The sequence below is a fragment of the Labrys sp. HAY1-8F genome (genome assembly GCF_056754975.1).
Window position 1 is genome coordinate 4,533,935 of the sequence record NZ_JBPGWZ010000002.1, and the last position, 24,661, is coordinate 4,558,595.

Annotated in this window: 21 protein-coding genes; 13 read left to right on the forward strand and 8 right to left on the reverse strand. The window is 63.8% G+C overall.

Annotated elements, in window-relative coordinates; translation table 11 throughout:
- Nucleotides 1-5: 5 nt before the first annotated feature.
- Nucleotides 6-701 carry a GntR family transcriptional regulator gene (locus ACR9ZN_RS29950; protein ID WP_454812989.1) on the reverse strand — a complete coding sequence of 232 codons (696 nt, stop codon included), beginning with the start codon at nucleotides 699-701 and terminating at the stop codon, nucleotides 6-8.
- A gap of 112 nt (nucleotides 702-813) precedes the next feature.
- On the opposite strand from ACR9ZN_RS29950, the gene ACR9ZN_RS29955 reads away from it, so the two are divergent.
- The 4 genes from ACR9ZN_RS29955 to ACR9ZN_RS29970 all read left to right on the forward strand — a co-directional run bounded on the left by ACR9ZN_RS29955 (nucleotide 814) and on the right by ACR9ZN_RS29970 (nucleotide 6,268).
- Nucleotides 814-2,181 carry a glutamine synthetase family protein gene (locus tag ACR9ZN_RS29955; protein WP_434959593.1) on the forward strand — a complete coding sequence of 456 codons (1,368 nt, stop codon included), beginning with the start codon at nucleotides 814-816 and terminating at the stop codon, nucleotides 2,179-2,181.
- A gap of 97 nt (nucleotides 2,182-2,278) precedes the next feature.
- Nucleotides 2,279-3,598, forward strand: a complete 1,320-nt coding sequence (locus ACR9ZN_RS29960; RefSeq protein ID WP_454812991.1) for an NAD(P)/FAD-dependent oxidoreductase — start codon at nucleotides 2,279-2,281, stop codon at nucleotides 3,596-3,598.
- 152 nt (nucleotides 3,599-3,750) lie between these two features.
- Complete coding sequence (locus ACR9ZN_RS29965) at nucleotides 3,751-5,175, forward strand: aldehyde dehydrogenase family protein (protein ID WP_481273939.1); 1,425 nt, start codon at nucleotides 3,751-3,753, stop codon at nucleotides 5,173-5,175.
- A 415-nt stretch (nucleotides 5,176-5,590) separates the two neighbouring features.
- The gene (locus ACR9ZN_RS29970) at nucleotides 5,591-6,268 is read left to right on the forward strand and encodes a hypothetical protein (protein ID WP_481273940.1); all 678 of its coding nucleotides are present in this window, start codon (nucleotides 5,591-5,593) and stop codon (nucleotides 6,266-6,268) included.
- On the opposite strand, the gene ACR9ZN_RS29975 is transcribed toward ACR9ZN_RS29970, so the two are convergent.
- The 3 genes from ACR9ZN_RS29975 to ACR9ZN_RS29985 form a co-directional block, all read right to left on the reverse strand.
- Complete coding sequence (locus ACR9ZN_RS29975) at nucleotides 6,227-6,652, reverse strand: very short patch repair endonuclease (RefSeq protein ID WP_481273941.1); 426 nt, start codon at nucleotides 6,650-6,652, stop codon at nucleotides 6,227-6,229. The two genes, ACR9ZN_RS29970 and ACR9ZN_RS29975, sit on opposite strands and share 42 nt — an antisense overlap.
- Nucleotides 6,649-7,821, reverse strand: a complete 1,173-nt coding sequence (locus tag ACR9ZN_RS29980) for a DNA cytosine methyltransferase (protein WP_481273942.1) — start codon at nucleotides 7,819-7,821, stop codon at nucleotides 6,649-6,651. Before ACR9ZN_RS29980 ends, ACR9ZN_RS29975 begins: the two co-directional genes overlap by 4 nt.
- Before the next feature lie 172 nt (nucleotides 7,822-7,993).
- A complete protein-coding gene (locus tag ACR9ZN_RS29985; protein WP_481273943.1) occupies nucleotides 7,994-9,493 on the reverse strand; it encodes a CoA-acylating methylmalonate-semialdehyde dehydrogenase in 1,500 nt (499 codons plus the stop codon).
- Between the two features lie 231 nt (nucleotides 9,494-9,724).
- Between ACR9ZN_RS29985 and ACR9ZN_RS29990 the strand changes: the two genes are divergently transcribed.
- Complete coding sequence (locus ACR9ZN_RS29990; protein ID WP_481273944.1) at nucleotides 9,725-10,612, forward strand: LysR family transcriptional regulator; 888 nt, start codon at nucleotides 9,725-9,727, stop codon at nucleotides 10,610-10,612.
- Between the two features lie 19 nt (nucleotides 10,613-10,631).
- Here ACR9ZN_RS29990 and ACR9ZN_RS29995 read toward each other — a convergent pair whose 3' ends face one another.
- Nucleotides 10,632-11,870 (reverse strand): MFS transporter, encoded by a 1,239-nt coding sequence (locus ACR9ZN_RS29995; RefSeq protein ID WP_481273945.1) that lies wholly within the window; start codon nucleotides 11,868-11,870, stop codon nucleotides 10,632-10,634.
- 245 nt (nucleotides 11,871-12,115) lie between these two features.
- Between ACR9ZN_RS29995 and ACR9ZN_RS30000 the strand changes: the two genes are divergently transcribed.
- From ACR9ZN_RS30000 to ACR9ZN_RS30015, 4 genes are all read left to right on the forward strand, one after another.
- Complete coding sequence (locus ACR9ZN_RS30000; RefSeq protein ID WP_481273946.1) at nucleotides 12,116-13,327, forward strand: alpha-hydroxy acid oxidase; 1,212 nt, start codon at nucleotides 12,116-12,118, stop codon at nucleotides 13,325-13,327.
- 144 nt (nucleotides 13,328-13,471) lie between these two features.
- Nucleotides 13,472-15,799, forward strand: a complete 2,328-nt coding sequence (locus ACR9ZN_RS30005) for a heavy metal translocating P-type ATPase (protein WP_481273947.1) — start codon at nucleotides 13,472-13,474, stop codon at nucleotides 15,797-15,799.
- 15 nt (nucleotides 15,800-15,814) lie between these two features.
- The gene (locus ACR9ZN_RS30010; protein ID WP_481273948.1) at nucleotides 15,815-17,326 is read left to right on the forward strand and encodes a multicopper oxidase family protein; all 1,512 of its coding nucleotides are present in this window, start codon (nucleotides 15,815-15,817) and stop codon (nucleotides 17,324-17,326) included.
- Nucleotides 17,327-17,613: 287 nt separating this feature from the next.
- A complete protein-coding gene (locus ACR9ZN_RS30015) occupies nucleotides 17,614-18,342 on the forward strand; it encodes a FecR family protein (RefSeq protein ID WP_434955266.1) in 729 nt (242 codons plus the stop codon).
- Nucleotides 18,343-18,387: 45 nt separating this feature from the next.
- Here the strand turns inward: ACR9ZN_RS30015 and ACR9ZN_RS30020 are convergent, their stop codons facing one another.
- The 3 genes from ACR9ZN_RS30020 to ACR9ZN_RS30030 all read right to left on the reverse strand — a co-directional run bounded on the left by ACR9ZN_RS30020 (nucleotide 18,388) and on the right by ACR9ZN_RS30030 (nucleotide 21,050).
- Complete coding sequence (locus tag ACR9ZN_RS30020; RefSeq protein ID WP_481273949.1) at nucleotides 18,388-19,260, reverse strand: NAD(P)-dependent oxidoreductase; 873 nt, start codon at nucleotides 19,258-19,260, stop codon at nucleotides 18,388-18,390.
- 95 nt (nucleotides 19,261-19,355) lie between these two features.
- Nucleotides 19,356-19,940, reverse strand: coding sequence for a histidine phosphatase family protein (locus ACR9ZN_RS30025; protein WP_434955268.1), 585 nt, complete (start codon nucleotides 19,938-19,940; stop codon nucleotides 19,356-19,358).
- A gap of 75 nt (nucleotides 19,941-20,015) precedes the next feature.
- On the reverse strand, nucleotides 20,016-21,050 hold the full coding sequence (locus ACR9ZN_RS30030) for an aldo/keto reductase (RefSeq protein ID WP_481273950.1): 1,035 nt from the start codon (nucleotides 21,048-21,050) through the stop codon (nucleotides 20,016-20,018).
- A gap of 289 nt (nucleotides 21,051-21,339) precedes the next feature.
- Between ACR9ZN_RS30030 and ACR9ZN_RS30035 the strand changes: the two genes are divergently transcribed.
- From ACR9ZN_RS30035 to ACR9ZN_RS30050, 4 genes are all read left to right on the forward strand, one after another.
- The gene (locus ACR9ZN_RS30035) at nucleotides 21,340-22,245 is read left to right on the forward strand and encodes a DnaJ C-terminal domain-containing protein (RefSeq protein ID WP_481273951.1); all 906 of its coding nucleotides are present in this window, start codon (nucleotides 21,340-21,342) and stop codon (nucleotides 22,243-22,245) included.
- A gap of 2 nt (nucleotides 22,246-22,247) precedes the next feature.
- A complete protein-coding gene (locus ACR9ZN_RS30040; RefSeq protein ID WP_454816692.1) occupies nucleotides 22,248-22,523 on the forward strand; it encodes a chaperone modulator CbpM in 276 nt (91 codons plus the stop codon).
- 109 nt (nucleotides 22,524-22,632) lie between these two features.
- Nucleotides 22,633-23,577: a LysR family transcriptional regulator gene (locus ACR9ZN_RS30045; RefSeq protein ID WP_481273952.1), complete on the forward strand. Its 945-nt coding sequence runs from the start codon at nucleotides 22,633-22,635 to the stop codon at nucleotides 23,575-23,577.
- A gap of 239 nt (nucleotides 23,578-23,816) precedes the next feature.
- A complete protein-coding gene (locus tag ACR9ZN_RS30050) occupies nucleotides 23,817-24,644 on the forward strand; it encodes an SDR family NAD(P)-dependent oxidoreductase (RefSeq protein WP_481273953.1) in 828 nt (275 codons plus the stop codon).
- The last annotated feature ends 17 nt before the right edge of the window (nucleotides 24,645-24,661 follow it).

A 24,661-nucleotide genomic window follows, 5' to 3' on the forward strand; every position in this document is an offset into this window, starting at 1 on the left:
ATGCCTCAGGCCGCCGCGACATCGAGCAGGGAGGCGATCGCCGAGGAGGTGAAGCCGCCGATGCCTTCGCGAATGTCGGCGCCGATGGCTGCAGCCAGCCCCTCCTCGTTGCGCTGACGCAAGGCCTGGATGATTTCCTGGTGCCGGTCGATTACATAGAGTTCGGCGACATGCTCCATGGCGACGCCCTGGACCGGGCCGAGCTGCAGCCAGACGCTCTCGATCATCGGCAGGATGATGCGGTCCGGGCTGATCGCGTAGATGGTGCGGTGAAATTGCTGGTTGGCGAGCAGGGCGCCGACCTTGTCCTGCCTGTGGATGGCCTGGTCGATGGCGAGATCCATCTCGACCAGCTGGCCGATCTGCCGTTCGGTGATATGCGCAACGGCCCGCCGTGCCGCATGCTGTTCCAGCACGACGCGCAGGGAGATCAGCTCCTCGAAGAGGTCCGGCGTGACGGCGGGCACCTGGATCCGGCGGTTCTCGAGCAGTTTCAGGGCGCCGATCGAGGTGAGTTGCCTGAGCGCCTCCCGCACGGGCGTGGAGCTGCTTTCGAGCGCGGCGGCGAGACCGCGTATGGTCAGCGAGGTTCCAGGCCGGAAAGCCCCCACCATGATGGCCTGCCTGAGGCGCAGGAAGACATAATCATGCGTCGTCATGCCATCGGCCCGGACCAATGGCGGCAGTGCCAGCTTCTTCAATAACCTCGCCTCCTCATCAAACCAGCATCTGCTTATCGCGAAGTCGGGCTTGCTTCCAGTCAGATATGATGTCACATACCTAATAATGTGATCACAAAATGGAGTGCGCATGATGACGTCCGAAAGCATCGATCGGGACACCTTGGCAGACCTGCTCAAGGAGGACAGTCCGATCGAGAGCATTCAGGCCGTGGTCTGCGATCTCAACGGCATCATGCGTGGCAAGCGCGTGCCGGTCAGGCAGGCCGAGAAGGTGCTGGGCGGGGGTATCCGCATGCCCCTGTCAATCGTCGGCGTCGACGTCTGGGGCGAGGATATCATCGGCAGTGAGCAGGTATTCGCCAGCGGCGACATGGATGGCATCTGCGGGGCGACCGGACGCGGCATCCTGCCGGTGAACTGGACGTCACGGCCGAGCGCCATGGTGCCGCTCTGGCTCTTCCTGGAGAATGGCGAGCCTTTTCTCGCCGATCCGCGCCAGGCCCTCGCTGCCGTGGTGCGCGAATACCAGAAGCTCGGCCTGCGTCCCGTGGTGGCGACGGAGATGGAATTCTATCTGATCGATCCGGAGCCGGACAGCGCAGTGCCGCCGATCTCGCCCTACACCGGCAAGCGGCTCGATTCGGACGCCATTCTCTCCATCGACGAGCTCAACGATTTCGGCGAGTTCATTTCCGACGTCTATGCTGAATGTGCGCGCCAGAACGTGGCGGCGGACGCCGCTGTTGCCGAGAACGGCATCGGCCAGTTCGAGATCAACCTCTTGCACAGCGACGATCCCTTGAAGGCGGCCGACGACGCCGTGTTCTTCAAGCGCATCGTCAAGGGCGTTGCCCGCAAGCATGGTCTGGCTGCGACCTTCATGGCCAAGCCCTATGGCATGCGCTCGGGCAACGGCATGCATGTGCATTTCAGCCTCCTCGACGCCGAGGGGCGCAACGTCTTCGACGACGGCAGCAAGGAAGGCTCGCCGATCCTGCGGCATGCAGTCGCCGGCTTGCTGCGCGGTATGGCCGAGACCACGCTATTGTTCGCGCCGCATTTCAATTCCTATCGCCGCCTGCGGCCCGATACCCACGCCCCGACCACGATCGCCTGGGGCTATGAGAACCGCACCGCCGCGGTCCGCATCCCCGGCGGCAGCCCGGCGGCGCGGCGCATCGAACACCGGGTCGCCGGGGCTGATGCCAATCCCTATCTGGTGGTCGCCGCCATACTTGGCGCTGCCCTGATCGGCATCCGCAAGCAATGGACCCCGCCCGAGCCCATCGTCGGGCGCGCCCATCTGCCGAGTGCCTCGGCCAAGATCCCCTCGGAATGGGGACAGGCGGTCGATGCCTTCGAGGCAGGCGAGATCGCCGCCGAGATTTTCGACCCCGTGCTGCGCTCCATGCTGATCGCCTGCAAGCGCCAGGAGATCGCCGGCTTCACCGAACAGGTCACTGACTACGAATTCGCCGCCTATCTCGAAATCGTCTGACCGCCATCCGTTCCACCGAGATCCCGGCTGCGGCCCCAGGCTAAACCCCTGGTTTGGCCTGACTGCGCGGCGACCGGTCTGTTGAGGTATGCCTGCCATGTCCACCGTCGAGTTCACCGCTGCGCAGCCCCCGTCGTCCAACGCTGGCCATGCGCCATCCTACTATGCTGCGACGGCCAAGGGCGCCTTCGAGCGCCCCAGGCTGAATGAGCATCTGAGCGCCGATATCTGCGTCATCGGCGCCGGCTTCACCGGCATTTCCGCGGCGCTGGAACTGGCCGAGCGAGGCTACAGCGTGGTGGTGCTGGAAGCCGTCCGCATCGGCTTCGGCGCGTCCGGGCGCAATGGCGGCCAGATCGTCAACGGCTATAGCCGTGACCTCGACGTGATCGAAAAGCGATATGGCCACCAGGCGGCCAAGGCGCTCGGCGCCATGGCCGGGGAGGGCGCCGATATCATCCGTGGCCGCATCGCTTCCTACGACATCGATTGCGACCTGGTGCCGGGCGGCTTCTTCGCCGCCTTCACCGACAAGCAGTTGCGCGAACTCGACGATCAGCAGCGCATCTGGGAGAGCCATGGCCATGGCGGCCTTGAGCGGATCGACCGAGCTGGCCTGCCGGCCATCGTAAAATCGGATCGCTATGTCGGCGGCCTGGTCGACCACAAGGGCGGTCACATCCACCCGCTCAGCCTGGTGCTGGGCGAGGCGGCTGCGGTCGAGCGGCATGGCGGACGCATTTTCGAGCACTCGCCGGTCGTCTCGGTCGAGCAGGGGGCCAGGCCGGTGGTGCGCACTCGGCATGGAGCGGTGACCTGCACCTATCTCCTCGTCTGCGGCAATGCCTATATCGGCAATCTCCTGCCCGAGATCGGCGGCAAGATGATGCCGGTCTCCAGCCAGGTCGTCGCCACCGAGCCGCTGGACGAGGCGGTGATCCGTGATTTGCTGCCGGCCAATTATTGCGTTGAGGACATGAACTACATCCTCGACTATTACCGCCGCACCGCCGACAACCGCCTGCTTTTCGGCGGCGGCATCGTCTATGGCGGCGGCGATCCGGCCAGCATCGAAGCCAAGATCCGGCCGAGCCTTGCCAGGACCTTCCCGCAGCTTGCCAATATCCGCTTCGACTATGCCTGGAGCGGCAATTTCGCGCTGACCCTGACGCGTATCCCTCATGTCGGGCGCCTGTCGCCGTCGATCTATTTCTCGCATGGCGACAGTGGCCATGGCGTGACCACCACCCATCTGCTCGGCAAGATCCTGGGCGAGGCGGTGGCCGGCCAGGCCGAGCGTTTCGATGTCTGGAGCAGCCTGCCCTACTACCCCTTCCCGGGTGGCAAGACCTTCCGGGTGCCGCTGACCGTGCTCGGCGCCTGGTGGTACGGCTTGAGGGACAAATTCGGCCTGTGACCGGGGGCGATTTTCTACCCTCCCCTGGAAGGGGAGGGTAGGCCCACGCCTGCGACAAGATGGCCGTCCCCGTGGATTGGCGGCGCAGAGCAGTGTAAGTCTGACGAAATCACGAGAGGCCGGCGACAGCCTCCGCAATGAGGGAGTGAGAGATGCTCGACAAGCGCAAATTCTACATCGACGGCAAATGGGTCGATCCCGTCGTTCCCAACGATCTGCAGGTGCTGGATCCGGCCACCGAGCAGGCGGTCGCCGTGATCTCCATGGGCACGCCCGCCGATGTCGACAAGGCTGTCGCCGCCGCCAAGAAAGCCTTCGCCACCTATTCGCGCACCAGCGTCGAGGAACGCCTGGCGCTCCTGGAAAAGCTGCTCGAAGTCTACAAGCGCCGCTATGAGGAGATGGCGCAGACCATCACGCTCGAACTCGGCGCGCCGATTTCGATGAGCCGGGCCCAGCAGGCCGATGTGGGCGTGGGCCATTTGCAGGGCTTCATCGACGCGCTGCGTCATCTCAAGGCCCGTGACACCCTGCCCAATGGCGACGTGGTGCTGCGGGAGCCGATTGGCGTCTGCGGCCTGATCACCCCCTGGAACTGGCCGATCAACCAGATCGCGCTCAAGGTGGTGCCCGCGCTCGCCACCGGCAGCACCTGCGTGCTCAAGCCGAGCGAGTTCACCCCCCTCAATGCGCTGCTCTATGCCGAAATGGTCGAGGAAGCCGGCTTCCCCGCCGGCGTGTTCAACCTTGTGAACGGCGACGGCCCCTCGGTCGGCGCTGCCCTCTCCAAGCACAAGGATATCGACATGATGTCCTTCACCGGCTCGACCCGCGCCGGCATCGCCGTCAGCAAGGATGCGGCCGAGACCGTCAAGCGCGTCACGCTCGAGCTCGGCGGCAAGTCGCCCAACATCATCTTCGAGGATGCCGACCTCGAGGATCGCGTTGCCGGCAGTGTGCTGGAATGCTTCAACAACTCCGGCCAGTCCTGCGATGCCCCGACGCGCATGCTGGTGCAGCGCTCGGTCTACGATAAGGTCGTCGAGATCGCCGAGCGCACCGGCAGGACGCAGGCCGTCGGCGATCCCAAGCAGGAAGGCGAGCATATCGGCCCGCTGGTCAGCGATATCCAGTTCGGCCGCGTACAGGCTCTGATCGAAGCCGGCGTCGCCGAAGGCGCGCGGGTGCTGATCGGCGGTCCCGGCAAGCCGGAAGGCTATGAAAAGGGCTATTTCGTCAAGCCGACCATCTTCGCCAATGTCGATCCGAACATGCGCATCGCCCGCGAGGAGATCTTCGGCCCGGTACTGTCGATCATCCCCTTCGACACCGAGGAGCAGGCGATCGAGCTGGCCAACGATACCAATTACGGCCTTGCCGCCTATCTGCAGACGGGTGACGACAAGCGGGCCGAGCGGGTGGCGGCCAGGCTGCGCGCCGGCATGGTGCACATCAATGGCGGGCCGCATCGCTATGGCAGCCCGTTCGGCGGCTACAAGCAGTCCGGCAATGGCCGCGAAGGCGGCATCTTCGGCCTGGAGGACTTCCTCGAGGTGAAGACCGTGCATCGTCCCTGATGGGATGAGAGGATAATTTCTGTCCACCCCAAGAAGAGCGCCGCTGGAGCATTTCCGGCGGCGTTTCCGTACTGGCAGACATTGATCTCGTGCAATAGATCATATCTTGAAAGGCTCGATTTAATTCGAAGCAATCGTGGTTGACCCCCATTGACTTCACTAGGAGTGCGGTTGCAAACCATCCAAGTTAGATCAAATCGGTAAATGCCGATGTCTACTTCTTAGAGCTCCTGAAAGTTCGAGCATGCGAATGTATGGGCCGGAGATTTTAGTACGAACCTTATCGACCAGTTTGCGAAAGGATCGATATGGAAATCCGTGGCAGTATCATTCTCGCAGCGACCATCATTCTAAGGTTGCCTGTTGGGGCGTTATTTTTGACCTTCTCACTACAACGCCTCTGTTGCGTAGGCACGTGGAAGCAGGCGTTATTTGCTTCGGGATCAATCACGAAATGCGAGATTTCGTACACGATCGTAAGAAGAATCTCGATTTGGTTCTATGCACGCCTGGCGGGATACCAACTGGCGAAAAGCTTGTAGGCTTGGCAAAAAACTATGACATCGTCCTGAGCGATGGCGAGCGGGCGTTACTCGATGGTTTACCCCCTCTGCAGAGAGCTCCTGTCGGTTCGGTAATTATGGCGCTTGAGGCCAAAGCGTGCATGACGGCTCATCAACGTGCTCTTCCCCGGCTTTATGACGAGCTCAACTCCTCCCACCTCACTGTTCATGGAGGGAATGATCAGGCGATCGCCGTAGGATTTGCGATGGTGAACGTCGCAGACCGGTATCTTAGTCCCGATTTGAACAAGAAGAACCGCGTGAGCGATCCAGACTGGAGCCAGCACAAACAACCACGTGATGCTCAGCTTGCCGTCGATAAAATCAAGCAACTGCCGAGACGTTCAAAGCCCGGAGATACGGGATATGACGCACTTTCTATCGTCGTGGTCGACATGTCGAACGATGGCTCGCCTGTCAATCTCATGGAAGAGCCTCCCGCACCCCAGAAGGGTGACATCCATCACTACGAGACGATGATAGCGCGCCTATCGAGTCTTTATGCTACGCGGTTCAAGGATCTTGCTTAGCTTCTCTTGAGTGCATTCAGATTGACATTCCCAAATAACGGCAATTTTGTAACCGCTGCTTCGAAGTCGCCGAATGGCTGAGGCGTCGCGCTTACGATTGGCGCGGAATTTCTCTGCCCAGAACTCGGTATTCGACTTTGGTACTGTAGCTTTGCGGCAACCAGTGTGATTGTGATGATGCCAGAAGCAACCATTGACGAATACGGCCCAGCGTTTGGAGGCGTTGGCGAAATCGGGACTGCCAGGCAACCGCTTTACATTTTTCCGAAAATGCAGGCCCAGATTGCGCAGGGAAATAGCAACAAGATTCTCAGCTTTTGTATCTTTTTGCCTAATTCTCGCCATTCGAGCGGACGTTTCAGGACGTGCGTTGAATGTGATCATTCGGCAGCAACAAGAAGGTCGTGGTCGTCCATTTTCGACGAGAGCTCCATTCTGTCTAAATGATTTCGCAATCGATCTTGGAAGCCTTCCGCGAAGCGCAAAGTCGCACGCTCTGTTCTCGAAAGGAAGCCACGCGTAGCTCGAGCGGACAATGGTTTCCCAGGGTGGCGAAGGAACTCGGTCAAAGGCAGTCGAGCCTGCCAATGAGGATAGGCTCCAATGGCCACTGAATGCCGATGTTGGCCATCAAATCTAGCTGCTTTTGGCCATCGGCCATTTGCTGGAAGGTCCCCATCTCTGTCGGTGTCGTAAGTGCCAGGTTCAATGAGACGGGCGCCTAACCACTCGGCAACAGGAACAGAGACTGCGTTGCCGACAAGAGACCAACGCAACGATGCTCGAGAAACTCTCTCTGCAGCCTTGGTCCAATCCTCTGGAAACCCTTGAAGTCTCTCGGCGTCACGAATGTCGGGAGTGAGAATACTTCCTGAAGGCAAAAGTATTGCCGGCGGGGAAGCAATACCTACTGTCGAGCCATTCTTGAGCGTAGGGATGGCGTCGGCAGCCCATCCAAGGCCGCGAACGCCCTCCGTCCAATAAAAACCATGCGCACGTTTCTCCAGATTGGTCTCCGCCAAAATGGGTTCGGCCTCATCGGTAAGAAGCACCGACGCGGGATCTACATCTGTCGTCGTCGCAACGAACAACACCCGCTCTCTGCGTTGCGGAAGAAAGGCGAGGCTGTTTACCACTCGATAAGCCCAGCGATATCCTCTTTCCTCGAATGCCTCGACCAGAAATCGCATGGCGTTGCCTTTGTCGAGTTGAAGCATGAATGACACATTCTCCAACACGACCCACGGTACAGGCTGTCGATCTATGAGACGAAAGATATGACCAACCAAGCTCGATCGAGTACCGGAAATACCTTTGGTCCGTCCTGCTTGGCTGAGATCCTGGCATGGGAATCCACCAACTAGGAGATCGATATCCGCAGGAAGGCTTATGAGATCGCTAACGTCACGTTCACAAGGAACGTCAGGCATTTTGTCGGCTAGAACGGCTCTCGCGGGCTCCCAGATTTCACAAAGAAAGCAGCTCTCATGTCCTGCTTTCGCAAGGCCTTGTTCGAGGCCACCAATACCAGCGAACAGTCCTGCGATTTTCACGTCTCAAACTCCGATCCTGATTTCCAGAGCAACCTAGCTCCGAATCATCATGCAGAAAAGTTCTTAATTTGTTCTATTTGTCAATTGACGATATAGATCCATGTCGGAGCCGCATGGAATGAAAACGCCGCCGGGATCTCTCTCCGGCGGCGTTCTTCGTTCGATGGGTCGCTTACTTCATCGTCGGCATCACGAAGTCGGCGCCGGCGCGGATACCGGTGGGCCAGCGGCTCGTGATGGTCTTGAGCTTGGTGTAGAAGCGCACGCCCTCGGCGCCGTGCATGTGATGGTCACCGAACAGCGAGGACTTCCAGCCGCCGAAGGAGTGGAACGCCATCGGCACCGGGATCGGCACGTTGATGCCGACCATGCCCACCTGGATCTGATGGGCGAATTCGCGGGCGGCGTCGCCGTCGCGGGTGAAGATCGCGGTGCCGTTGCCGAATTCATGCTCGTTGATCATGCGGGCAGCGGTGGCATAGTCGGGTGCGCGGGCCACTGCGAGCACCGGGCCGAAGATCTCTTCCTTGTAGATCGTCATGTCGGTGGTGACGCCATCGAACAGGGTACCGCCGAGATAATAGCCGTTCTCGTAGCCCTGCATGGCGAAGCCACGCCCGTCCACCACCAGCTTGGCGCCTTCGGCGACGCCGGTGTCGATATAGCCGCGCACCTTGTCGAGATGCTGCTTGGTGACGAGCGGACCCATTTCGGCTTCCGGATCGGTGCCGGGACCGATCTTGAGGGCGCGCACGCGGGGTTCGAGCTTGGCGAGCAGCGCCTCGGCGGTGGCTTCGCCGATCGGCACCGCAACCGAGATCGCCATGCAGCGCTCGCCGGCCGAGCCATAGGCCGCGCCCATCAGGGCGTCGACGGCCTGGTCCATATCGGCATCGGGCATGACGATCATGTGGTTCTTGGCACCGCCCAGTGCCTGGCAGCGCTTGCCGTTGTGCGAGGCGGTTTCATAGATGTAGCGGGCGATCGGTGTAGAGCCGACGAAGCTGACGGCCGAGATGTCGGGATCGGCGAGGATGGCGTCGACGGCTTCCTTGTCGCCCTGGACCACATTGAAGACGCCGTCCGGCAGGCCGGCCTCCTTGAGCCATTGCGCCAGGAGGAGCGAAGCGGACGGGTCGCGCTCGGAAGGCTTGAGGATGAAGCAGTTGCCGCAGGCCAGCGCCACCGGGAACATCCACATCGGCACCATGGCGGGGAAGTTGAACGGCGTGATGCCGGCAACGACGCCGAGCGGCTGGCGCAGGGAATGGCTGTCGACGCGCGTGCCGACATTTTCCGTCACTTCGCCCTTGAGGAGCTGGGGCGCGGAGGTGGCAAACTCCACCACTTCCATGCCGCGCTGGATCTCGCCCTTGGCATCGGAGAGCACCTTGCCATGCTCGGCCGTGATCGCGGCGGCGAGCTCGTCGGTGCGTTCTTCCAGGATGTGCAGGAACTTGTTGAGGATGCGGGCGCGGCGCAGCGGCGTGGTAGCGGCCCAGCCGGGGGCGGCGGCCTTGGCGGCGGCGGAGGCCTCGCGCACTTCGGCAACCGAAGCGAGGGCGACTTCGGCCGCAGCCTCGCCGGTGGCGGGATTGTAGACCGCGGCCTTGCGGCCGCTGCGGCCGGCGACCAGCTTGCCGCTGATGAAATGGGAGATCTCGCGCGTCATCCTCTTCCTCCTGTCGCTCCGTCCGTCGATCGGGCGGCTTTCGGCGCGATCTATGCAGTTGATCCGTTCGCACAGCAATGAGAAGGATTGCACTTCCGATGTGCAGAAATTAAAGTGATTGGCGAATGATCTTCCCGGGTGCACGGACATCCTGCCCGTTTTTGGAAACGTCGAGCTCGCAGGATCGGAAGAACGGGCAGGATGCCCGTGCATCCGGAACAGGAGCCCGTCATGAACTGGGATCACGTCCGCATCTTCCTGGCGGTGGCGCGCAGCGGCCAATTGCTCGGCGCAGCGCGGCAACTCGGGCTCAACCATGCCACTGTCGGCCGCCAGCTTACGGCGCTCGAGGAGACGTTCGGGGCGCGGCTGGTCGAGCGCCAGACCCAGGGCTGTACGCTGACACCGGCCGGAGAGGCCCTACTGGTCGCGGCGGAGAAGGCCGAATCCGAATTCCTGCGCGTCGGTTCCCTGGTTTCCGGCACCACGGCGGAGATCAGCGGCACGGTGCGTGTCGGCGCGCCGGACGGGCTCGGCAATTACTTCCTGTCACATGAACTGGGCGCCTTGGCCGCCCGCCACCCGGAACTGGTGGTGCAATTGGTGCCGCTGCCGCGAACCTTTTCGCTGTCACGGCGCGAGGCCGATATCGTGGTGACGCTGGACCGCCCGGTGCAGGGGCGGCTGATGGTCAAGAAGCTGACCGACTATACGCTCAGCGTCTATGCTTCCAGGCGCTATCTCGAAGAGACCGCCCCCATCACCTGCGAAGAGGATTTGGCTGGCCACCTCTTCGTCACCCATGTCGACGACCTTGTCTACAGCCGGGCGCTGGACTATGCCGAGACGCTGGGCAGGCTGATGCGCCGGCGTTTCGAATGCGGCAGCGTGGTCGCCCAGATGGAGGCTGTGCGGGCCGGCCACGGCATCGGTATCCTGCACGATTATGCCGCCCGGCAATATCCCGAGCTGAAGCGTCTGCTGCCGGGCACGCGCTTCACCCGCAGCTATTGGCTGGTTTCCCACCCCGACACGCACAACACCCGCCGCGTCGCCGCTGTCGCCGACCACATCACGGCCCGCGTGCGGGCCGAGCGGGCCAATTTCGCGCGGGATTGAGGAAACCTCCCGGGCCGCCTCACGCCCGTCCCGAGGCCATCGCCGTCTGCGGCGTGTCGTTGATCGGGAAATGCAGCGCCGCTGCCATCAGACTGGCAAGGGCGGTCGCCCACCACACCAGCGTGTAGGAACCGGTGAGGTCGAAAGTCAGGCCACCGAGCCAGGCGCCGAGAAACGAGCCGATCTGGTGGCTGAGAAAGCAGATGCCGAACAAGGTGCCGAGATGGCGTACGCCGAAGACCTTGGCGACGAGACCGCTGGTGAGGGGAACCGTGCCGAGCCAGGTCAGGCCCATCACGGCCGCGAACAGGGCGACTGATATGTCCGACTTCGGCGCCAGGAAGAAGGCGGCGATGGTGACACCCCGGATCAGATAGAGCCAGCCGAGCACATGTTGCTGCCGATAGCGGCCACCGAGCCAGCCGCAGGCCCAGCTTCCCGCCATGTTGAACAGGCCGATCAAAGCGAGGGCCTTCGCGCTGGTACCGGCGGGCATGTGGCAGAGCGAAAGATAACCCGGCAGATGGGTGGCGATGAAGGCGAGCTGGAAGCCACAGGTGAAGAAGCCGAGGGTGAGAAGGCAATAGCCGCGATGGCCGAGAGCCTGTTCCAGCGCGGCTTTCAGCGGCAGGGCTGCCTCTTCCTTTTTGACCGCGGCCAGCCTTGGCCGGCCATCCAGAAACAGGCCGAAAGGCGCCGCGGCCAGCATGACCAGCGCCAAGACGATGAGGGCGGTGGACAGGCCCGAATGCTCCGAGACGATCTGCGCCAGGGGCACCATCGCGACCTGGCCGAACGAGCCGCCGGCGCTGGCGATGCCCATGGCCATGCTGCGCTTTTCGGGCGAGGTCCTGCGGCCGACCGCGGTCAGAACGACACCGAAGGCCGTGCAACTGATGCCGATGCCGACCAGGACGCCGAGACCGAGGATGAGCATGATCCCTGAGGGTGCCATGGCGGCAATGCCGAGGCCCAAGGCGAACATGGCGGCGCCGAATGCCACGACCGGTGCCGAGCCGTAGCGGTCGGCCGCAGCGCCGGCAAAAGGCTGCGCCGCGCCCCAGACTAGGTTGTGGATGGCGATGGCAAAGGCGATCAGGGTGACGGGAAGGCCCCGGTCCATCGAGAAAGGCTCGACGAAAAGCCCGAAGGTCTGCCGGATGCCCATGGCCGCGCTCAGGATGACGGCAGCGGACAGGATCAGCAGTGTCTGGCGACTGAATACGGGCCTGGCTTTGATCGGATCGGACAGGGCCATTTCCATCTCCTCGGGAGAGGGCGATCGCGTTCCCGACGCCGCCGCTTCATCCCGTTTCTCGAGGGAGCTCAATAGATGGCGGGGACGATTCACCCGAATGACCGGCCTGTACACTCACTGTACGGTATACTTGATTCATTGGACGATCTGATCCTCGACCTTGATTGACGAGACGCCCCTGCTTGCGCCAAGGGATAAGGGGCTAACGATGCGGAAATGGGGTAGGCTGGAGAAGAGCAGGAAGAGTGCCGGACAATTCGAATTCCCGAACGGTGGTCACCGCCCGACGCATCGAAACCAACGTACCGCCGTCACTACGGCGCTTCCTCGCGCTTGCGGATTTCGAACCGGCAGCCCGCCGGCATCTGCCGCGCCAGATCTATGGCTATTATGCCGGTGCCGCCGAGACGAACGCCGCGCATGCCGGCAACAGCCGGGCGCTGGCCGCCCTCGGGCTGGTGCCACGCGTGCTCGTCGATACCAGGGCGCGTTCGACGCGCCATTCCCTGTTCGGCCAGGCCTATGCCCTTCCGGTCGGCATTGCGCCCATGGGGCTGTCGGGCCTGGCGACTTTCGAGGGCGACTTGGCCCTCGCCAAGGCCGCGGCTGCCGAGAACGCCCTGATGGTGGCCAGCGCCACCTCGCTGATCCCGTTGGAGCGGTTGGCCGAGGAGGGTCGGGCGCGCTGGTTCCAGACCTATCTGCCGGGCGAGCCCGAACGCATCAGCCGCATGGTGGCGCGCGTGGCCGCCGCGGGCTTTGAGACGCTCGTGCTCACAGCCGACGTGCCGGTCGCCGCCAATCGCGAGAACAACGCCCGCACGGGCTTCTCGACGCCCCTGAAGCCGAGCCTGAGATTGTTCTGGGATGGCATTACCCATCCGTCCTGGTCGCTGGGAACCTTCGCCCGCACCCTGGCCGACGGCATGCCGCGCTTCGAGAACATGGACGCCTTTCGCGGCCCGACCCTGCTGTCCCGCAACGCCGTGCGCGACATCGGCGCACGCGACGGCCTCGACTGGAGCCATCTCGATCTCATCCGGCAATTGTGGCGTGGCAAGCTGGTGGTGAAGGGCATCCTCGCACCCGAAGACGTTGCCATCGCGCGTGACAAAGGGGTTGATGGCGTCTGGATCTCCAATCATGGCGGGCGCCAGCTCGATACGGCCATCGCCCCCATGACGGTCCTGGCCGAGGCCGTTTCGGCGGCTGGCGAGATGGCCGTGTTGATCGATGGCGGCTTCCGCCGTGGCACGGATGTCCTGAAGGCCTTGGCACTCGGGGCCGACTTCGTCTTCGTCGGGCGTCCTTTCCTGTTCGCCGCCGCCGTGGGGAGCGAGGGCGGCATTCGTCACGCCTTCGGCCTCCTCCAGGCGGAAATTGCGCGCAACATGGCCATGCTGGGCGTGAGCGACCTCGACGAATTGCAGCCTGTGCATGTACGTGCGGTAGGCTGATCGCAGGGGTTTCTTTCCCAAGCCAAATAAATTGCCCGCCTTGCCTCGCAAGAGGCTTGACCTTCCCATGATGTCAAGCCTTACGCCCAGTCTCAGAAAGCTGGGAGACCAGCGGGAATCGACTGAGAAGCATGGGACGGGCTGATGAACGACCATCACCATCATCACGATCACCACCACGCTCATGCCGGCGTGAAGGATCCGGTCTGCGGCATGGAGGTCGATCCGGCAACCGCCAGGCATTCGCTCCAGCATGAGGAGCGTCCCTATTATTTCTGTTCGGCCGGCTGCAAGTCGAAATTCGAGGCGGAGCCGGGACGCTATCTTGGCGAGCGCAAACCCAAGCCGACCGCGCCGGCGGGCACGATCTATACCTGTCCGATGCATCCTGAGATCCGGCAGCAAGGACCTGGATCCTGCCCGATCTGCGGCATGGCGCTCGAGCCTCTCCAAGTCACGGCCGAAGCCGGCCCCAATCCCGAACTCACGGATATGACGCGGCGCTTCTGGGTGAGCCTGGTGCTGGCCTTGCCCGTCTTCGTCCTGGAGATGGGCTCTCATCTCGTCCCCGCGCTGCATCATCTGGTGCCGCCGGCCGGATCGGCCTGGATCCAGCTCGTCTTGGCCAGTATCGTGGTGCTGTGGGGCGGCTGGCCCTTCTTCGTGCGCGGCTGGCAGTCCATCCTGCGCCGCAACCTCAACATGTTCACCCTGATCGCCATGGGCACCGGCATTGCCTGGGTCTACAGCCTGGTGGCGGTGCTGGCGCCCGGCCTGTTCCCCGAAGCCTTCCGTGGCGACGATGGCAGCGTGGCCGTCTATTTCGAGGCGGCCGCGGTGATCACCGTGCTCGTGCTGCTCGGCCAGGTGCTCGAACTCAGGGCCCGCGAACATACCTCGGGGGCGATCCGGGCTTTGCTCAACCTCGCGCCGAAGACGGCGACGCTCATCCGGCCGGATGGCTCGGAAGAGGAGATCACGCTCGACAAGGTGGCGGTCGGCGACAATCTGCGTATCCGTCCCGGCGAGAAGGTGCCGGTGGACGGCAGTGTGCTGGAGGGTCGCTCCTCGCTCGACGAGGCCTTGGTGACCGGCGAATCCATGCCGGTGAGCAAGGCCGTTGGCGACAGCGTCATCGGCGGTACGCTCAACCAGACCGGCGCTTTGGTCATCCGCGCCGACGAGGTCGAGGGCGACACCATGCTGGCCCAGATCGTGCAGATGGTGTCGCAGGCGCAGCGTTCGCGTGCTCCGATCCAGCGCCTGGCCGACCAGGTGGCCGGCTGGTTCGTACCCCTGGTCATCCTGGTCGCGGCGGCGGCCTTTGCCGCCTGGGCCGTGTTCGGCCCCGAGCCTCGCTTCGCCTATGGCTTGGTCGCGGCGGTCACGGTGCTGATCATCGCCTGTCCCTGTGCCCTGGGATTGGCGACGCCGATGTCGATCATGGTCGGCGTCGGCAAGGGAGCCGGTCTCGGTGTGCTGATCCGGAACGCCGAAGCGCTGGAGCGGTTGGAAAAGGTCGACACCCTGGTGGTCGACAAGACGGGTACGCTCACCGAAGGGCACCCAACCCTTACCGCTATCTGGCCCGCCGAAGGCTTTGGCGAGGACGAGCTGCTGCGGCTGGCGGCCAGCGTGGAGCGCGCCTCCGAACATCCCCTCGCCCGGGCCGTGGTCGCGGCGGCGGAGGCGAAGGGCCTCGCCTTGTCCGCGGTTGTGGATTTCGATTCACCCACGGGCAAGGGTGCGAGGGGGACGGTCGAAGGCCGGCTGGTTCTTCTCGGCAATGCGGCCTTCATGGCGCAGGAGGGCGTTGCGGTCGCCCTGGCGGCGGAAGCCGACCGGCTGCGCCACGACGGTGCGACGGTAATCTTCGCCGCTGTCGACGGGCGTCTCGCCGGCCTGCTCGCCATTGCCGATCCGGTCAAGGAAACCACGCCGGCTGCCCTGGCCGCCCTGCGTGAGGAGGGCATCCATGTCGTGATGGTCACCGGGGACAACCGCGTTACCGCCGAAGCCATCGCCCGCCGGCTCGGCATCGATGCCGTCGAGGCCGAGGTCCTGCCCGAACGCAAGAGCGCGCTGGTCGAGGCCTTCAAGCGCGAGGGCAAGGTGGTGGCCATGGCCGGTGACGGCGTCAACGATGCGCCGGCCTTGGCAGCGGCCGATGTCGGCATCGCCATGGGCGCGGGCACGGATGTCGCGATCGAAAGTGCCGGCGTCACCCTGGTCAAGGGCGATCTCATGGGCATCGTGCGGGCAAGGCGGCTGTCGCAGGCCACCATGACCAATATCCGCCAGAATCTCTTCCTCGCCTTCGTCTACAACGCAGCCGGCGTACCGGTTGCCGCCGGGGTGCTCTACCCCTTCTTCGGCATCCTGCTGTCGCCCATCATCGCCGCGGCCGCCATGGCGCTCTCCTCCGTCAGCGTCATCACCAATGCGCTCCGCCTGCGCGCACGCCAGCTCTGAATAAGGATTGGAACTATGGACAGACGTGAATTTCTGCTCTCGGGCGTTGCGGCCCTGGTGATTTCAGGCCCGGCCGCGGCGCAGATGCAGGACCATTCCAAGCATGGCATGGACATGCCGGGCATGTCGCATGGGGACGGAAAGATGGCGGCTCCGGGGCCTTTGCCCACGCTGCCTGAAGGAGCCCCGCTACGCGACCTGCCTCGTCTCGCCAACCAGGCCAGCGAACCGGGCCGTTTCGAGGCTGAACTCACGGCCAAGCCCGCCATCGTCCGTTTTGCCGAGGGGATCGACACACCTATCCTCGCCTATGAAGGCGAGACGCCCGGTCCCCTGATCGAAGTGACCGAGGGCGACAAGGTCGCCATCCGCTTTGCCAATCGCCTGCCCGGCGAGGAGACCACCATCCACTGGCACGGCATGCCGGTGCCAGTGGAGCAGGACGGCAATCCCATGGACCCAGTGGTATCCGGCGCCGATCGGCTCTACGCCTTCGAACTGCCGGAAGGCAGCGCCGGCAGCTATTGGTATCATCCCCACCCCCACGGCCGTACGGCCGAGCAGGTCTATCTCGGTCTCGCAGGGGCCTTTATCATCAAGCCCCGCCAGGATCCGATCCCGGCCGCCTATGGCGACACGCCGCTGTTCTTCACCGATCTGAGGCTGGCGGCGGACGGTTCGATCCCGGCCAACACCATGGCGGACCTGATGAACGGGCGGGTCGGCGACCATGTCCTGGTCAACGGCCAGAAGAAGCCCGTCCTGACGCTGCCGGCCGGCAGCCGGCGCCGTTTCCGCCTGTTCAATGCCACCAATGCGCGCTTCCTGCGCCTCACCTTCGGCACGGCGGCGATAACGCTGATCGGCAGCGATGGCGGCCTGCTGGAAGCGCCGGTGACCGGCCTTCGCGCCATCGACCTGGTTCCCGCCGAGAGGGCGGAGGTCATCGTCGCCTTCGAGCAGCCGGGACGGGTGGTGCTGCGGACCGAGGATGTCGATCGCGGCTGGATGGGCCCCGGACGTCCCGATACCGCTGCTGAGCTGATGACCATCGAAGTCACGCAGGAACGGGCCGAGCCGGCCCCGCCTCTGCCCGCCAGGCTTCGCCGCATTGCCGATCTCGGCCTGCCCGTCGCCACGCGCCGCCTCGAGTTCACCGAAACCATGTCGATGGGGGAGGGGGGCATGAAGATGGGCTTTCTCATCAACGGCGCCGCCTTCGACATGGGCCGTGTCGATGTCGTCACCAAAGCGGGGCAGACCGAATTGTGGGAGATCGCCAATCTCGCCGACATGGATCACCCCTTCCATCTTCACGGCACGCAGTTCCAACTGGTGGAGACCGAGCGGGACGGCCGGGTGAGCAAGGCGCCCTATCGCGCCTGGAAGGATACGATCAATGTCGCGAGGGGCCAAACAGTGCGTCTGCTGGTGCGACAGGACCAGCCGGGCCTGCGCATGTATCACTGCCATATCCTGGAACATGAGCAACTGGGAATGATGGGGGTCGCCGAGGTGCGGGCCTGATCTTATCGTCCTTCCTTGCTGTAGAAGCCTAAGGCTTCTGTATGAGTGCGAGGGGCTTGTAGACGAAAGGGTTTCAGCTAGGATGAATGACTGGCCGCGAGCAAGGAGTTCGAGGATCTTACTTTGCGGCCGGTGCCGGAAGAAGCGTACACATCAAGAATAGAGCGGTACCGCCATCTGCGGACATTCCTTGAAACGGATCGTCCCGACAGGAGGGATACCGTCGGCTTGGCGGTGTCGGGTCCGGTTTTCCCGTGATCCGCCACCCCTCGTTTGGAAAGCTCATCATGCCGATCCATCGCCGTTCCCTCCTGGCTGGCCTGCTGCTTGCCGGGCTGCGGCCGGAGAGAGTCCTGGCTCGGGCGGCCGTGGAGGCTGGCTCGATTCTGGGCGCCAGCGGCGAAAGCACAGCGCAGGCCCGCGGCCAGACACGTCTGCTTGCCGTCGGCGATCCCGTCTATCTCAACGATCTCCTGGCGACCGGCGAGAGCGCGCGACTGTCGGCGCAACTGGGTGAGGCCACCCGCTTGCTGCTCGGCGCCCGCACGAGAGTGCGTATCGACAAGTTCCTGGTCGACCGTGGCGGCAGGCTGGTGCTCGAGCGGGGTGCCATTCTGTTCGACCGCCCGCATGACCGGCCCTCGGGCGAACTCAGCGTTACCACGCCTTTCGGGCTGATCGCCGCTCGCGGCACCCGGTTCTTCGCCGGGCCGAGCTGGGGCAAGTTCGGCGTCTATGTCGAGAATGGTGTCGTCGACGTCGCCACCAAGGGGGGAACGGTGCGGCTTACCCCTGGTTTCGGCACCGAGCTCACCGGTATGCAGGCTGCGCCAGCCAAGCCTGCACCCTGGAGCCGCCTGCGCGTCGGCGAGGCCTGGGGCGCCGTGGTCGGGCCGCGCAATACGTTTGGTGGCGGTGACGTGTCGCCCTCGGGTGGTGGCGACATGCCGTCGCCGGGTGGTGCTGGTAAGCCGTCGGATCACACATCAGGCGGCAGTCACCCCGCGCCGAAATAGCACTCCTGTGTCAATGGCAGCGCGGCGGCAGGGTTTTCGCCTTGTTCAATGCGCTGTCCGCGCCTCGATGGCACGGATCACCGCCGCCATGTCGAGCGAGCCGTGGCCGAGATCCTGTGTTTCGCCATAGAGGGCGTGGCAGACATCGAGGAGGGGCGAGGCGAGCCCGGCGCGGCGGGCGGCCTCCGAGACCAGGCGGTTATTCTTCAAGACATCGGCGATCGAGGCCTGCACCGCAAAATCGCCCTCGACCAGTTTCGCCAGCTTGATACGGGAGACCGGGCTCGCCATCGGGCCGGCATCGAGGATGGCCTGGAATTGCTGCATGTCGAGGCCGTGCCGCTCCGCGAAATGGGCGGCCTCGGCCAGGCCGGTCACCATGGTGATCAGGAACAGGTTGACGGCGAGCTTCATCGTCAATGCGCCGGGAACGGCCCCGCAATCGAAGGCCTGATGGCACATCCTGTCGATCAGGGGGCGGATCTGGGCGAGTGCCTCGGCGTCGCCCGCCAGCATGGCCACGAGCTGCCCGGCTTCGGCAGGCTTGCGGGAGCCGGAAACCGCGGCTTCAACATAGTGGCCGCCGGCGGCGCGGATATCCTGGTCGAGCCGGCGCGAATCCTCCGGTGAGATCGTGCCCATCTGCACGATGATGTGACCGGCGACCCGGTCTTCGAAATCGCTGGTGTCCCGGCCGAGCACCGCATCGATCGCGCCCGTGTTCGCCAGCATCAGGATCACGATGCCGGCCTTGGCGAAGAGCTCACCGGGGTTGCCGGCAACCTCGGCCCCCGCCGCCTGCAGGCTGGCACATTTGTCCGGGGAGCGGTTCCAGACCACCGGCGGTGTTCCCGACCGTGCAAGATTGAGCGCCATGGGCTCCCCCATGACGCCGAGACCGATGAAGCCGACTGGCATGACGACGCGTTTCTCGTTCCGAAATTTCCAATCGTGGAATGGTATCTTCGCGCTGGACGGCGATCTTGAACGATTGTGCGTGGAAGCGGATAACTCTACGGCTCGATGCGGCGCCAGCCATGCAGCAGGCGGCGGCTCGTCACGTCGAGGGCGAAGTAATTGCCTCCGCCCGGCGCCTGGTCGTAACGGCGGTCGATCGGCACGCACAGAAGATGGCAAAGCAGGAGGGCGCCGACCCCGCCATGGGCGACGAGGGCGATGTCCCCGCTGCCGCCATCCTTGTCCAGGATGGCCTCGACGGCTGCGATGATGCGGGCCTGGGCGTCGATGGCCCGCTCCCAGCCGCGAATGCTCTGCTCGGGATTGGCAAAGAAGGCGTCGGCGGTTGCCTCGAATTCGTGAGGCGGCAGGAAGCCGGTGGCCGATCGGTCGTTCTCGTGCAGGGCCGGCTCGATCTGCAGCTCCAGGCCGAGAGGGCTCGCCAGGATCTCGCCGCCATCGCGAGCCTTACGCTCGTCGCTGGCATAGACGGCGCTGATTCCAGCCACGAAGCCGTGCCGGTTGAAGGCCTCGTGCCGGGCTCGTCCCTTCGTTGAGAGACGCCATTGCGGCACGGGAATGGAGGGATCGATCTCGACTTCCGCATGGGTGATGAAATAGGCGGTCCTGACGGTACCCAAGCGGCTGTCTCCGATGAAATGCCGCGCCATCCTGGCCGAAGAGGCAGGCGATGGCCATCCCCTTCGGCCCGATGCTCAACCCTGGGGCGTCGGCAGGCGGGTGGCGCTCTGGCGTTCGATCATCCAGCCGGGATATTCACGCGGCAGGGCACTCACCTTGTCGAGGCGAGCGAGTTCCTCCTCGCTCAGCACCACGTCGGTGGCAGCCAGATTGTCGTCGAGCTGCTCGATGGTCTTGGCGCCGATGATCACCGACATCACGAAGCGCTGATGCAGCACGAAGGCCAGGGCGATGCGGGCGACGGAGACGCCATGCGTCGCGGCGATCTCGCGCATCACGTCGATGGAGGCGAAGGCGCGCTCCTTGTCGACGGGCGGGAAGTCGAAGCTGGCGCGACGCGAGCCTTCGGGACCATTGCCGTCGCGGTCATATTTGCCGGAGAGTAGGCCGCCGGCAAGCGGGCTCCACACCATCAGGCCGAGCTTTTCGGCTTCCAGCAGCGGGACGATCTCGCGTTCGAGGTCGCGGCCGGCAATGGTGTAATAGGCCTGCAAGGTCGAGGGCCTGGTCCAGCCATGCCGGTCCGCGAGGCCGAGGGCCTTCATGATCGTCCAGGCCGACCAGTTGGAGACGCCGACATAGCGTATGTGACCCTGGCGCACGAGATCATCGAGGGCACGCATGGTTTCCTCGATCGGGGTTATGCGGTCGAGGCCGTGGATCTGGTAGAGGTCGATATAGTCGGTGCCGAGCCGCTTCAGGCTCGCCTTGACCGCATCCATGATGTGGCCGCGCGAGGCGCCGCGGTCGTTCGGGCCGGTGCCGACCACGCCGAAGGCCTTGGTCGCCAGCACGACGTCCGAACGCTTGTGGCCGGAATTGACGATGGCCCGTCCGGTGATCTCCTCCGACAGGCCGCCGGAATAGACGTCAGCGGTGTCGATGAAATTGATGCCGGCGTCGAGGGCGCGGGCGACGATGCCGTCGGCGACCGTCTGGTCGAGCTGGCCGATCGCGTTCCAGAATTCATTGCCGCCGCCGAAAGTCATGGTGCCCAGGCAAAGTTCAGAGACGTGCAGGCCAGTGCCGCCAAGTGTCTTGTAGCGCATGAGATGATGTCCGTGAAATGAAGGGATCCTGCCGTCCATGCGGCATGGAAAGGCGCGGGATCTCGTCTCGCGTCCTCAAGGAGGTTAGGCCATGGCGGCCGGTATCAAAAGCCGGCGACTGCTCCACACGCTATATAGCCGTGCTATACAATGATGGAGGGATACGCGGAGCGCTTTGCGAAGCCCGTGCCGTCAATTCTGAGGCGGTTCTTCATTCCGTCTCATCGCAAAAGGCATTAGCATCCGCGAACGCTGTTTCCTCGCCATTCGAATCGCGTCGGAGCCGATTGTGAGAAATCCTTACGAGGTTCTCGGTGTTGCCTCGACGGCGTCTCCCGCCGAGATCCAGAGCGCCTTTCGCCAGCTTGCAAAAAAGCTGCATCCCGATCTCAACCCCGGAGACAAGAGCGCGGAAGACAAATTCAAGGAAGTCACGGGTGCGTACGATCTGCTCAGCGATGCAGACAAGCGCAAGCGTTTCGACAATGGCGAGATCGATGCGAGCGGGGCGGAACGGCCGCCGCAGCATTTCTACCGGGAATACGCAGGATCGGACCAGGATCACCCCTATGCGGACGCCTCCGGTTTTGCCGATTTCATGGACGAAGAGGATGCCTTTGCCGAGCTCCTGAGGCGGGGGCAGCGGGCCCGTGCAAACCGGCGTGGCCACGATATGCATTATCGGATGTCGATCGAGTTCGCCGATTCGGTGACGGGCGCGAACAAGCGCCTGACACTGCCCGAGGGCGGCACACTCGACGTTAAGATTCCAGCGGGCCTGGTGGATGGACAGACCCTTCGCCTGAAGGGCAAGGGCATGCCGGGCGCGGGAGCGGGCAGTTTTGGCGATGCCTTGATCGAAGTGGAAGTCCTGCCGGATCGACGTTTCACGCGCGAGGGCGACGACATCACGCTCGAACTGCCGATCTCGCTGTCGGAAGCTGTGCTGGGAGGACGGGTGCGGGTTCCCACCCCCACGGGGGACGTGACGATGTCGGTGCCGAAAGGCTCGAATACCGGCACGACCCTGCGCCTGAAAGGAAAGGGCGCTCCCCGCCGTGGCGGCGGTCAGGGCGACCAGTTCGTCAAGCTGAAGGTGGTTCTGCCGAAGCCACCGGACCCAGAACTCGAAGCCTTCGTTTCGAACTGGGCCAGGGGGAAGGACTTCGATCCGCGTGAGGATGGAGCATCATGAGCATGAACAAGCACGAATTTCTGACAAGTTCCGGCCTCCAGGTGCAGACGCTGGAATTGTGGCTTGAGCAGCGCTGGCTCATCCCTCGGCAGACCGATGCCGGCGTGCAATTCACCGAGATCGATCTCGCACGCGCCCGCCTGATCCGGGATTTGAAGGACGATATCGGAGCCAATGACGAGGGCATCGACGTCATCTTGCATCTTACGGATCAACTCCATGGGCTGCGCCGTGCCCTGGCGCAATTGCGGGCCGACATGCAGGAGGGCTCCTCGTGAGGCGATTTGCCATGAGGCGGAATTCTCTTCAGCCCTTGTCGAGCCATGCGAACGCCTCGAGGCGAGAGCGCATGATTTGACATGACGGTTTTGATTGTACGGTTCGGATATGGCACGCAGTGACCCGTTCGACGGCCTCTCCGAATTCCTCGCCATCGTGCGCCGGGGCAGCTTTCGGGCCGCGGCGATCGAGTTGGGGGTTACCCCAGGTGCGGTGAGCCAGGCTCTGCAGGCGCTGGAGCGACGGCTCGGCCTGCCGCTTTTGCATCGGACCACGCGCAGCATCGCCCTGACCGAGGATGGCGAGCGGCTGCTTTCCCAACTCGGCCCGGCAGCCGAAACCATCGTCGGGACGCTCGACGAACTCGTGCAGTCGCGGCTGAAACCCTCGGGCACGCTGCGCCTGCTCGTGCATCGCATGGCGCTCGTGCATGTGCTCGAACCCGTCCTGCCGCAGTTCCATCGGCGCTGGCCGGAGATGCGGGTGGATGTGACCGTGGATTCGACCCATGCCGAATTGGTGGAAGGCGGTTTCGACGCCGGCATTCGTGTCGGTGAATTCATCGACAGGGACATGATCGCCGTGCGTGTCACGCCGATCTTCCGCTGGGTGGTGATGGCGGCTCCGGGCTATCTTGCCCAGCAGGGGCGGCCGCAGATGCTGGAGGACATCGCCCGACATGAATGCCTGCGATATCGACGTCCGGATGTCGGCGATATCTATCGCTGGGAATTCGAGCGCGACGGCCAGGCGCTCAGCATCGATCCGCCCGGCACCATCGTCTCCAATGATCCCGGCCTGCTGCGTGCGCTGGCGGTGCAGGGCATGGGGCTGCTCTACGGCTCGACCCTGCAATCGGCCCGGGAGTTGGAACAGGGGCTGCTCGAGCCGGTCCTGGAAGAGTTTTCGCCGGCGGGCGACAGCCTGTTCATCTATTTTCCCAGGACGAGCCGCAGCCAACCCAAGCTGAGGGCCTTCGTGGAGGCGTGTACGGAGCATCTGCGCCAACAGGCGACGTCAGCCTCGATTCATGCATCAGGTTCGGTGCTGTAAGATTTTGTTGTCGCATCGTTTTCAGCCAGAACGCGGGCGCTGGGCCGTGGCACGGTGCTCTCGCATTTCCGGCCTTCCGCGCGATCCGGTTTGATGCCAGAGATAATTATGTCGGACTTTTGAGTCGGAACCCCGGTTCCGCCTCGAGGACGGCCACAGCTTCAAGAACAAGCAGGCTCCGGGGCGGTCCATGCCGCTGTCGTAGCACTGCGCAGGCGCCCTTCCCAGGAAGGCGCCAAGTGAGGAAACCGATCATGGGCGTGCACGAACAACAAGAGCAGCGGGGAACTGGCGCGGTCAGCCTTTCCGGCTTCTTCGGCCTGGAGGGCAAGGTTGCTGCGGTGACCGGTGGCGGCAGCGGCATCGGCCTGGCGGCGGCGCAGGCCCTGGCCGCGGCGGGCGCTGAGGTCGTCATTCTCGATCGGGCGCCAGTGGGAGACGACGTGCTTGCCAGCGTCGAGGGAAGCCGGCCTGCCGAGGCCCTCGTCATGGATGTGACCGACGAAGCCGAGGTGGCGGCGCGTTTCGCCGAGATCGTCGCCCGCCACGGCCGCATCGACATTCTCGTCAACAATGCCGGCCTCGCCATCCGCGATGCCGCGGTGGATCTCAGCCTGGAGGCATGGAACAAGGTGGTGGCCGTCAACATGACGGGCGTCTTCCTGTGCGCGCGCACCGCGGCCCGCCACATGATCGCGGCCGGGCGGGGCGGGGCCGTCATCAACACGGCTTCGATCATGGCCTTGTCGGGGGGCGGCATCTACCCGAACATCTCCTACCAGACCACCAAGGGCGCCATCGTCAATCTCACCCGTGCCCTGGCGGTGGAATGGGCTCCGCACCGCATCCGGGTGAACGCGGTTGCTCCCACCTATGTGCGCACGCCTTTCATCGCCCCCCTGCTGGCCCAGCCAGAACTGATGCAGCGCATCGAAGCGATGACGCCGCTGCGCCGCATCGCCGAACCGCATGAGGTCTCCCCGGCGATCCTCTTCCTCGCCAGTCCCGGTGCCGCCATGGTGACCGGCCACACGCTTCCGGTGGATGGAGGGTTTCTCGCTCAGTAATTCACCAGTCCTGTCAT

Excerpts from the sequence above, each read along its gene's own strand:
- ACR9ZN_RS30005 (WP_481273947.1), top strand. The coding sequence starts at position 13,472 with ATGAACGACCATCACCATCATCACGATCACCACCACGCTCATGCCGGC.
- ACR9ZN_RS29995 (WP_481273945.1), bottom strand. The coding sequence starts at position 11,870 with ATGGCCCTGTCCGATCCGATCAAAGCCAGGCCCGTATTCAGTCGCCAG.
- ACR9ZN_RS30030 (WP_481273950.1), bottom strand. The coding sequence starts at position 21,050 with ATGCGCTACAAGACACTTGGCGGCACTGGCCTGCACGTCTCTGAACTT.
- ACR9ZN_RS29960 (WP_454812991.1), top strand. The coding sequence starts at position 2,279 with ATGTCCACCGTCGAGTTCACCGCTGCGCAGCCCCCGTCGTCCAACGCT.
- ACR9ZN_RS29965 (WP_481273939.1), top strand. The coding sequence starts at position 3,751 with ATGCTCGACAAGCGCAAATTCTACATCGACGGCAAATGGGTCGATCCC.
- ACR9ZN_RS29985 (WP_481273943.1), bottom strand. The coding sequence starts at position 9,493 with ATGACGCGCGAGATCTCCCATTTCATCAGCGGCAAGCTGGTCGCCGGC.
- ACR9ZN_RS29990 (WP_481273944.1), top strand. The coding sequence starts at position 9,725 with ATGAACTGGGATCACGTCCGCATCTTCCTGGCGGTGGCGCGCAGCGGC.
- ACR9ZN_RS29955 (WP_434959593.1), top strand. The coding sequence starts at position 814 with ATGACGTCCGAAAGCATCGATCGGGACACCTTGGCAGACCTGCTCAAG.
- ACR9ZN_RS30010 (WP_481273948.1), top strand. The coding sequence starts at position 15,815 with ATGGACAGACGTGAATTTCTGCTCTCGGGCGTTGCGGCCCTGGTGATT.
- ACR9ZN_RS29975 (WP_481273941.1), bottom strand. The coding sequence starts at position 6,652 with ATGATCACATTCAACGCACGTCCTGAAACGTCCGCTCGAATGGCGAGA.
- ACR9ZN_RS30045 (WP_481273952.1), top strand. The coding sequence starts at position 22,633 with ATGGCACGCAGTGACCCGTTCGACGGCCTCTCCGAATTCCTCGCCATC.
- ACR9ZN_RS30040 (WP_454816692.1), top strand. The coding sequence starts at position 22,248 with ATGAACAAGCACGAATTTCTGACAAGTTCCGGCCTCCAGGTGCAGACG.
- ACR9ZN_RS30015 (WP_434955266.1), top strand. The coding sequence starts at position 17,614 with ATGCCGATCCATCGCCGTTCCCTCCTGGCTGGCCTGCTGCTTGCCGGG.
- ACR9ZN_RS30020 (WP_481273949.1), bottom strand. The coding sequence starts at position 19,260 with ATGCCAGTCGGCTTCATCGGTCTCGGCGTCATGGGGGAGCCCATGGCG.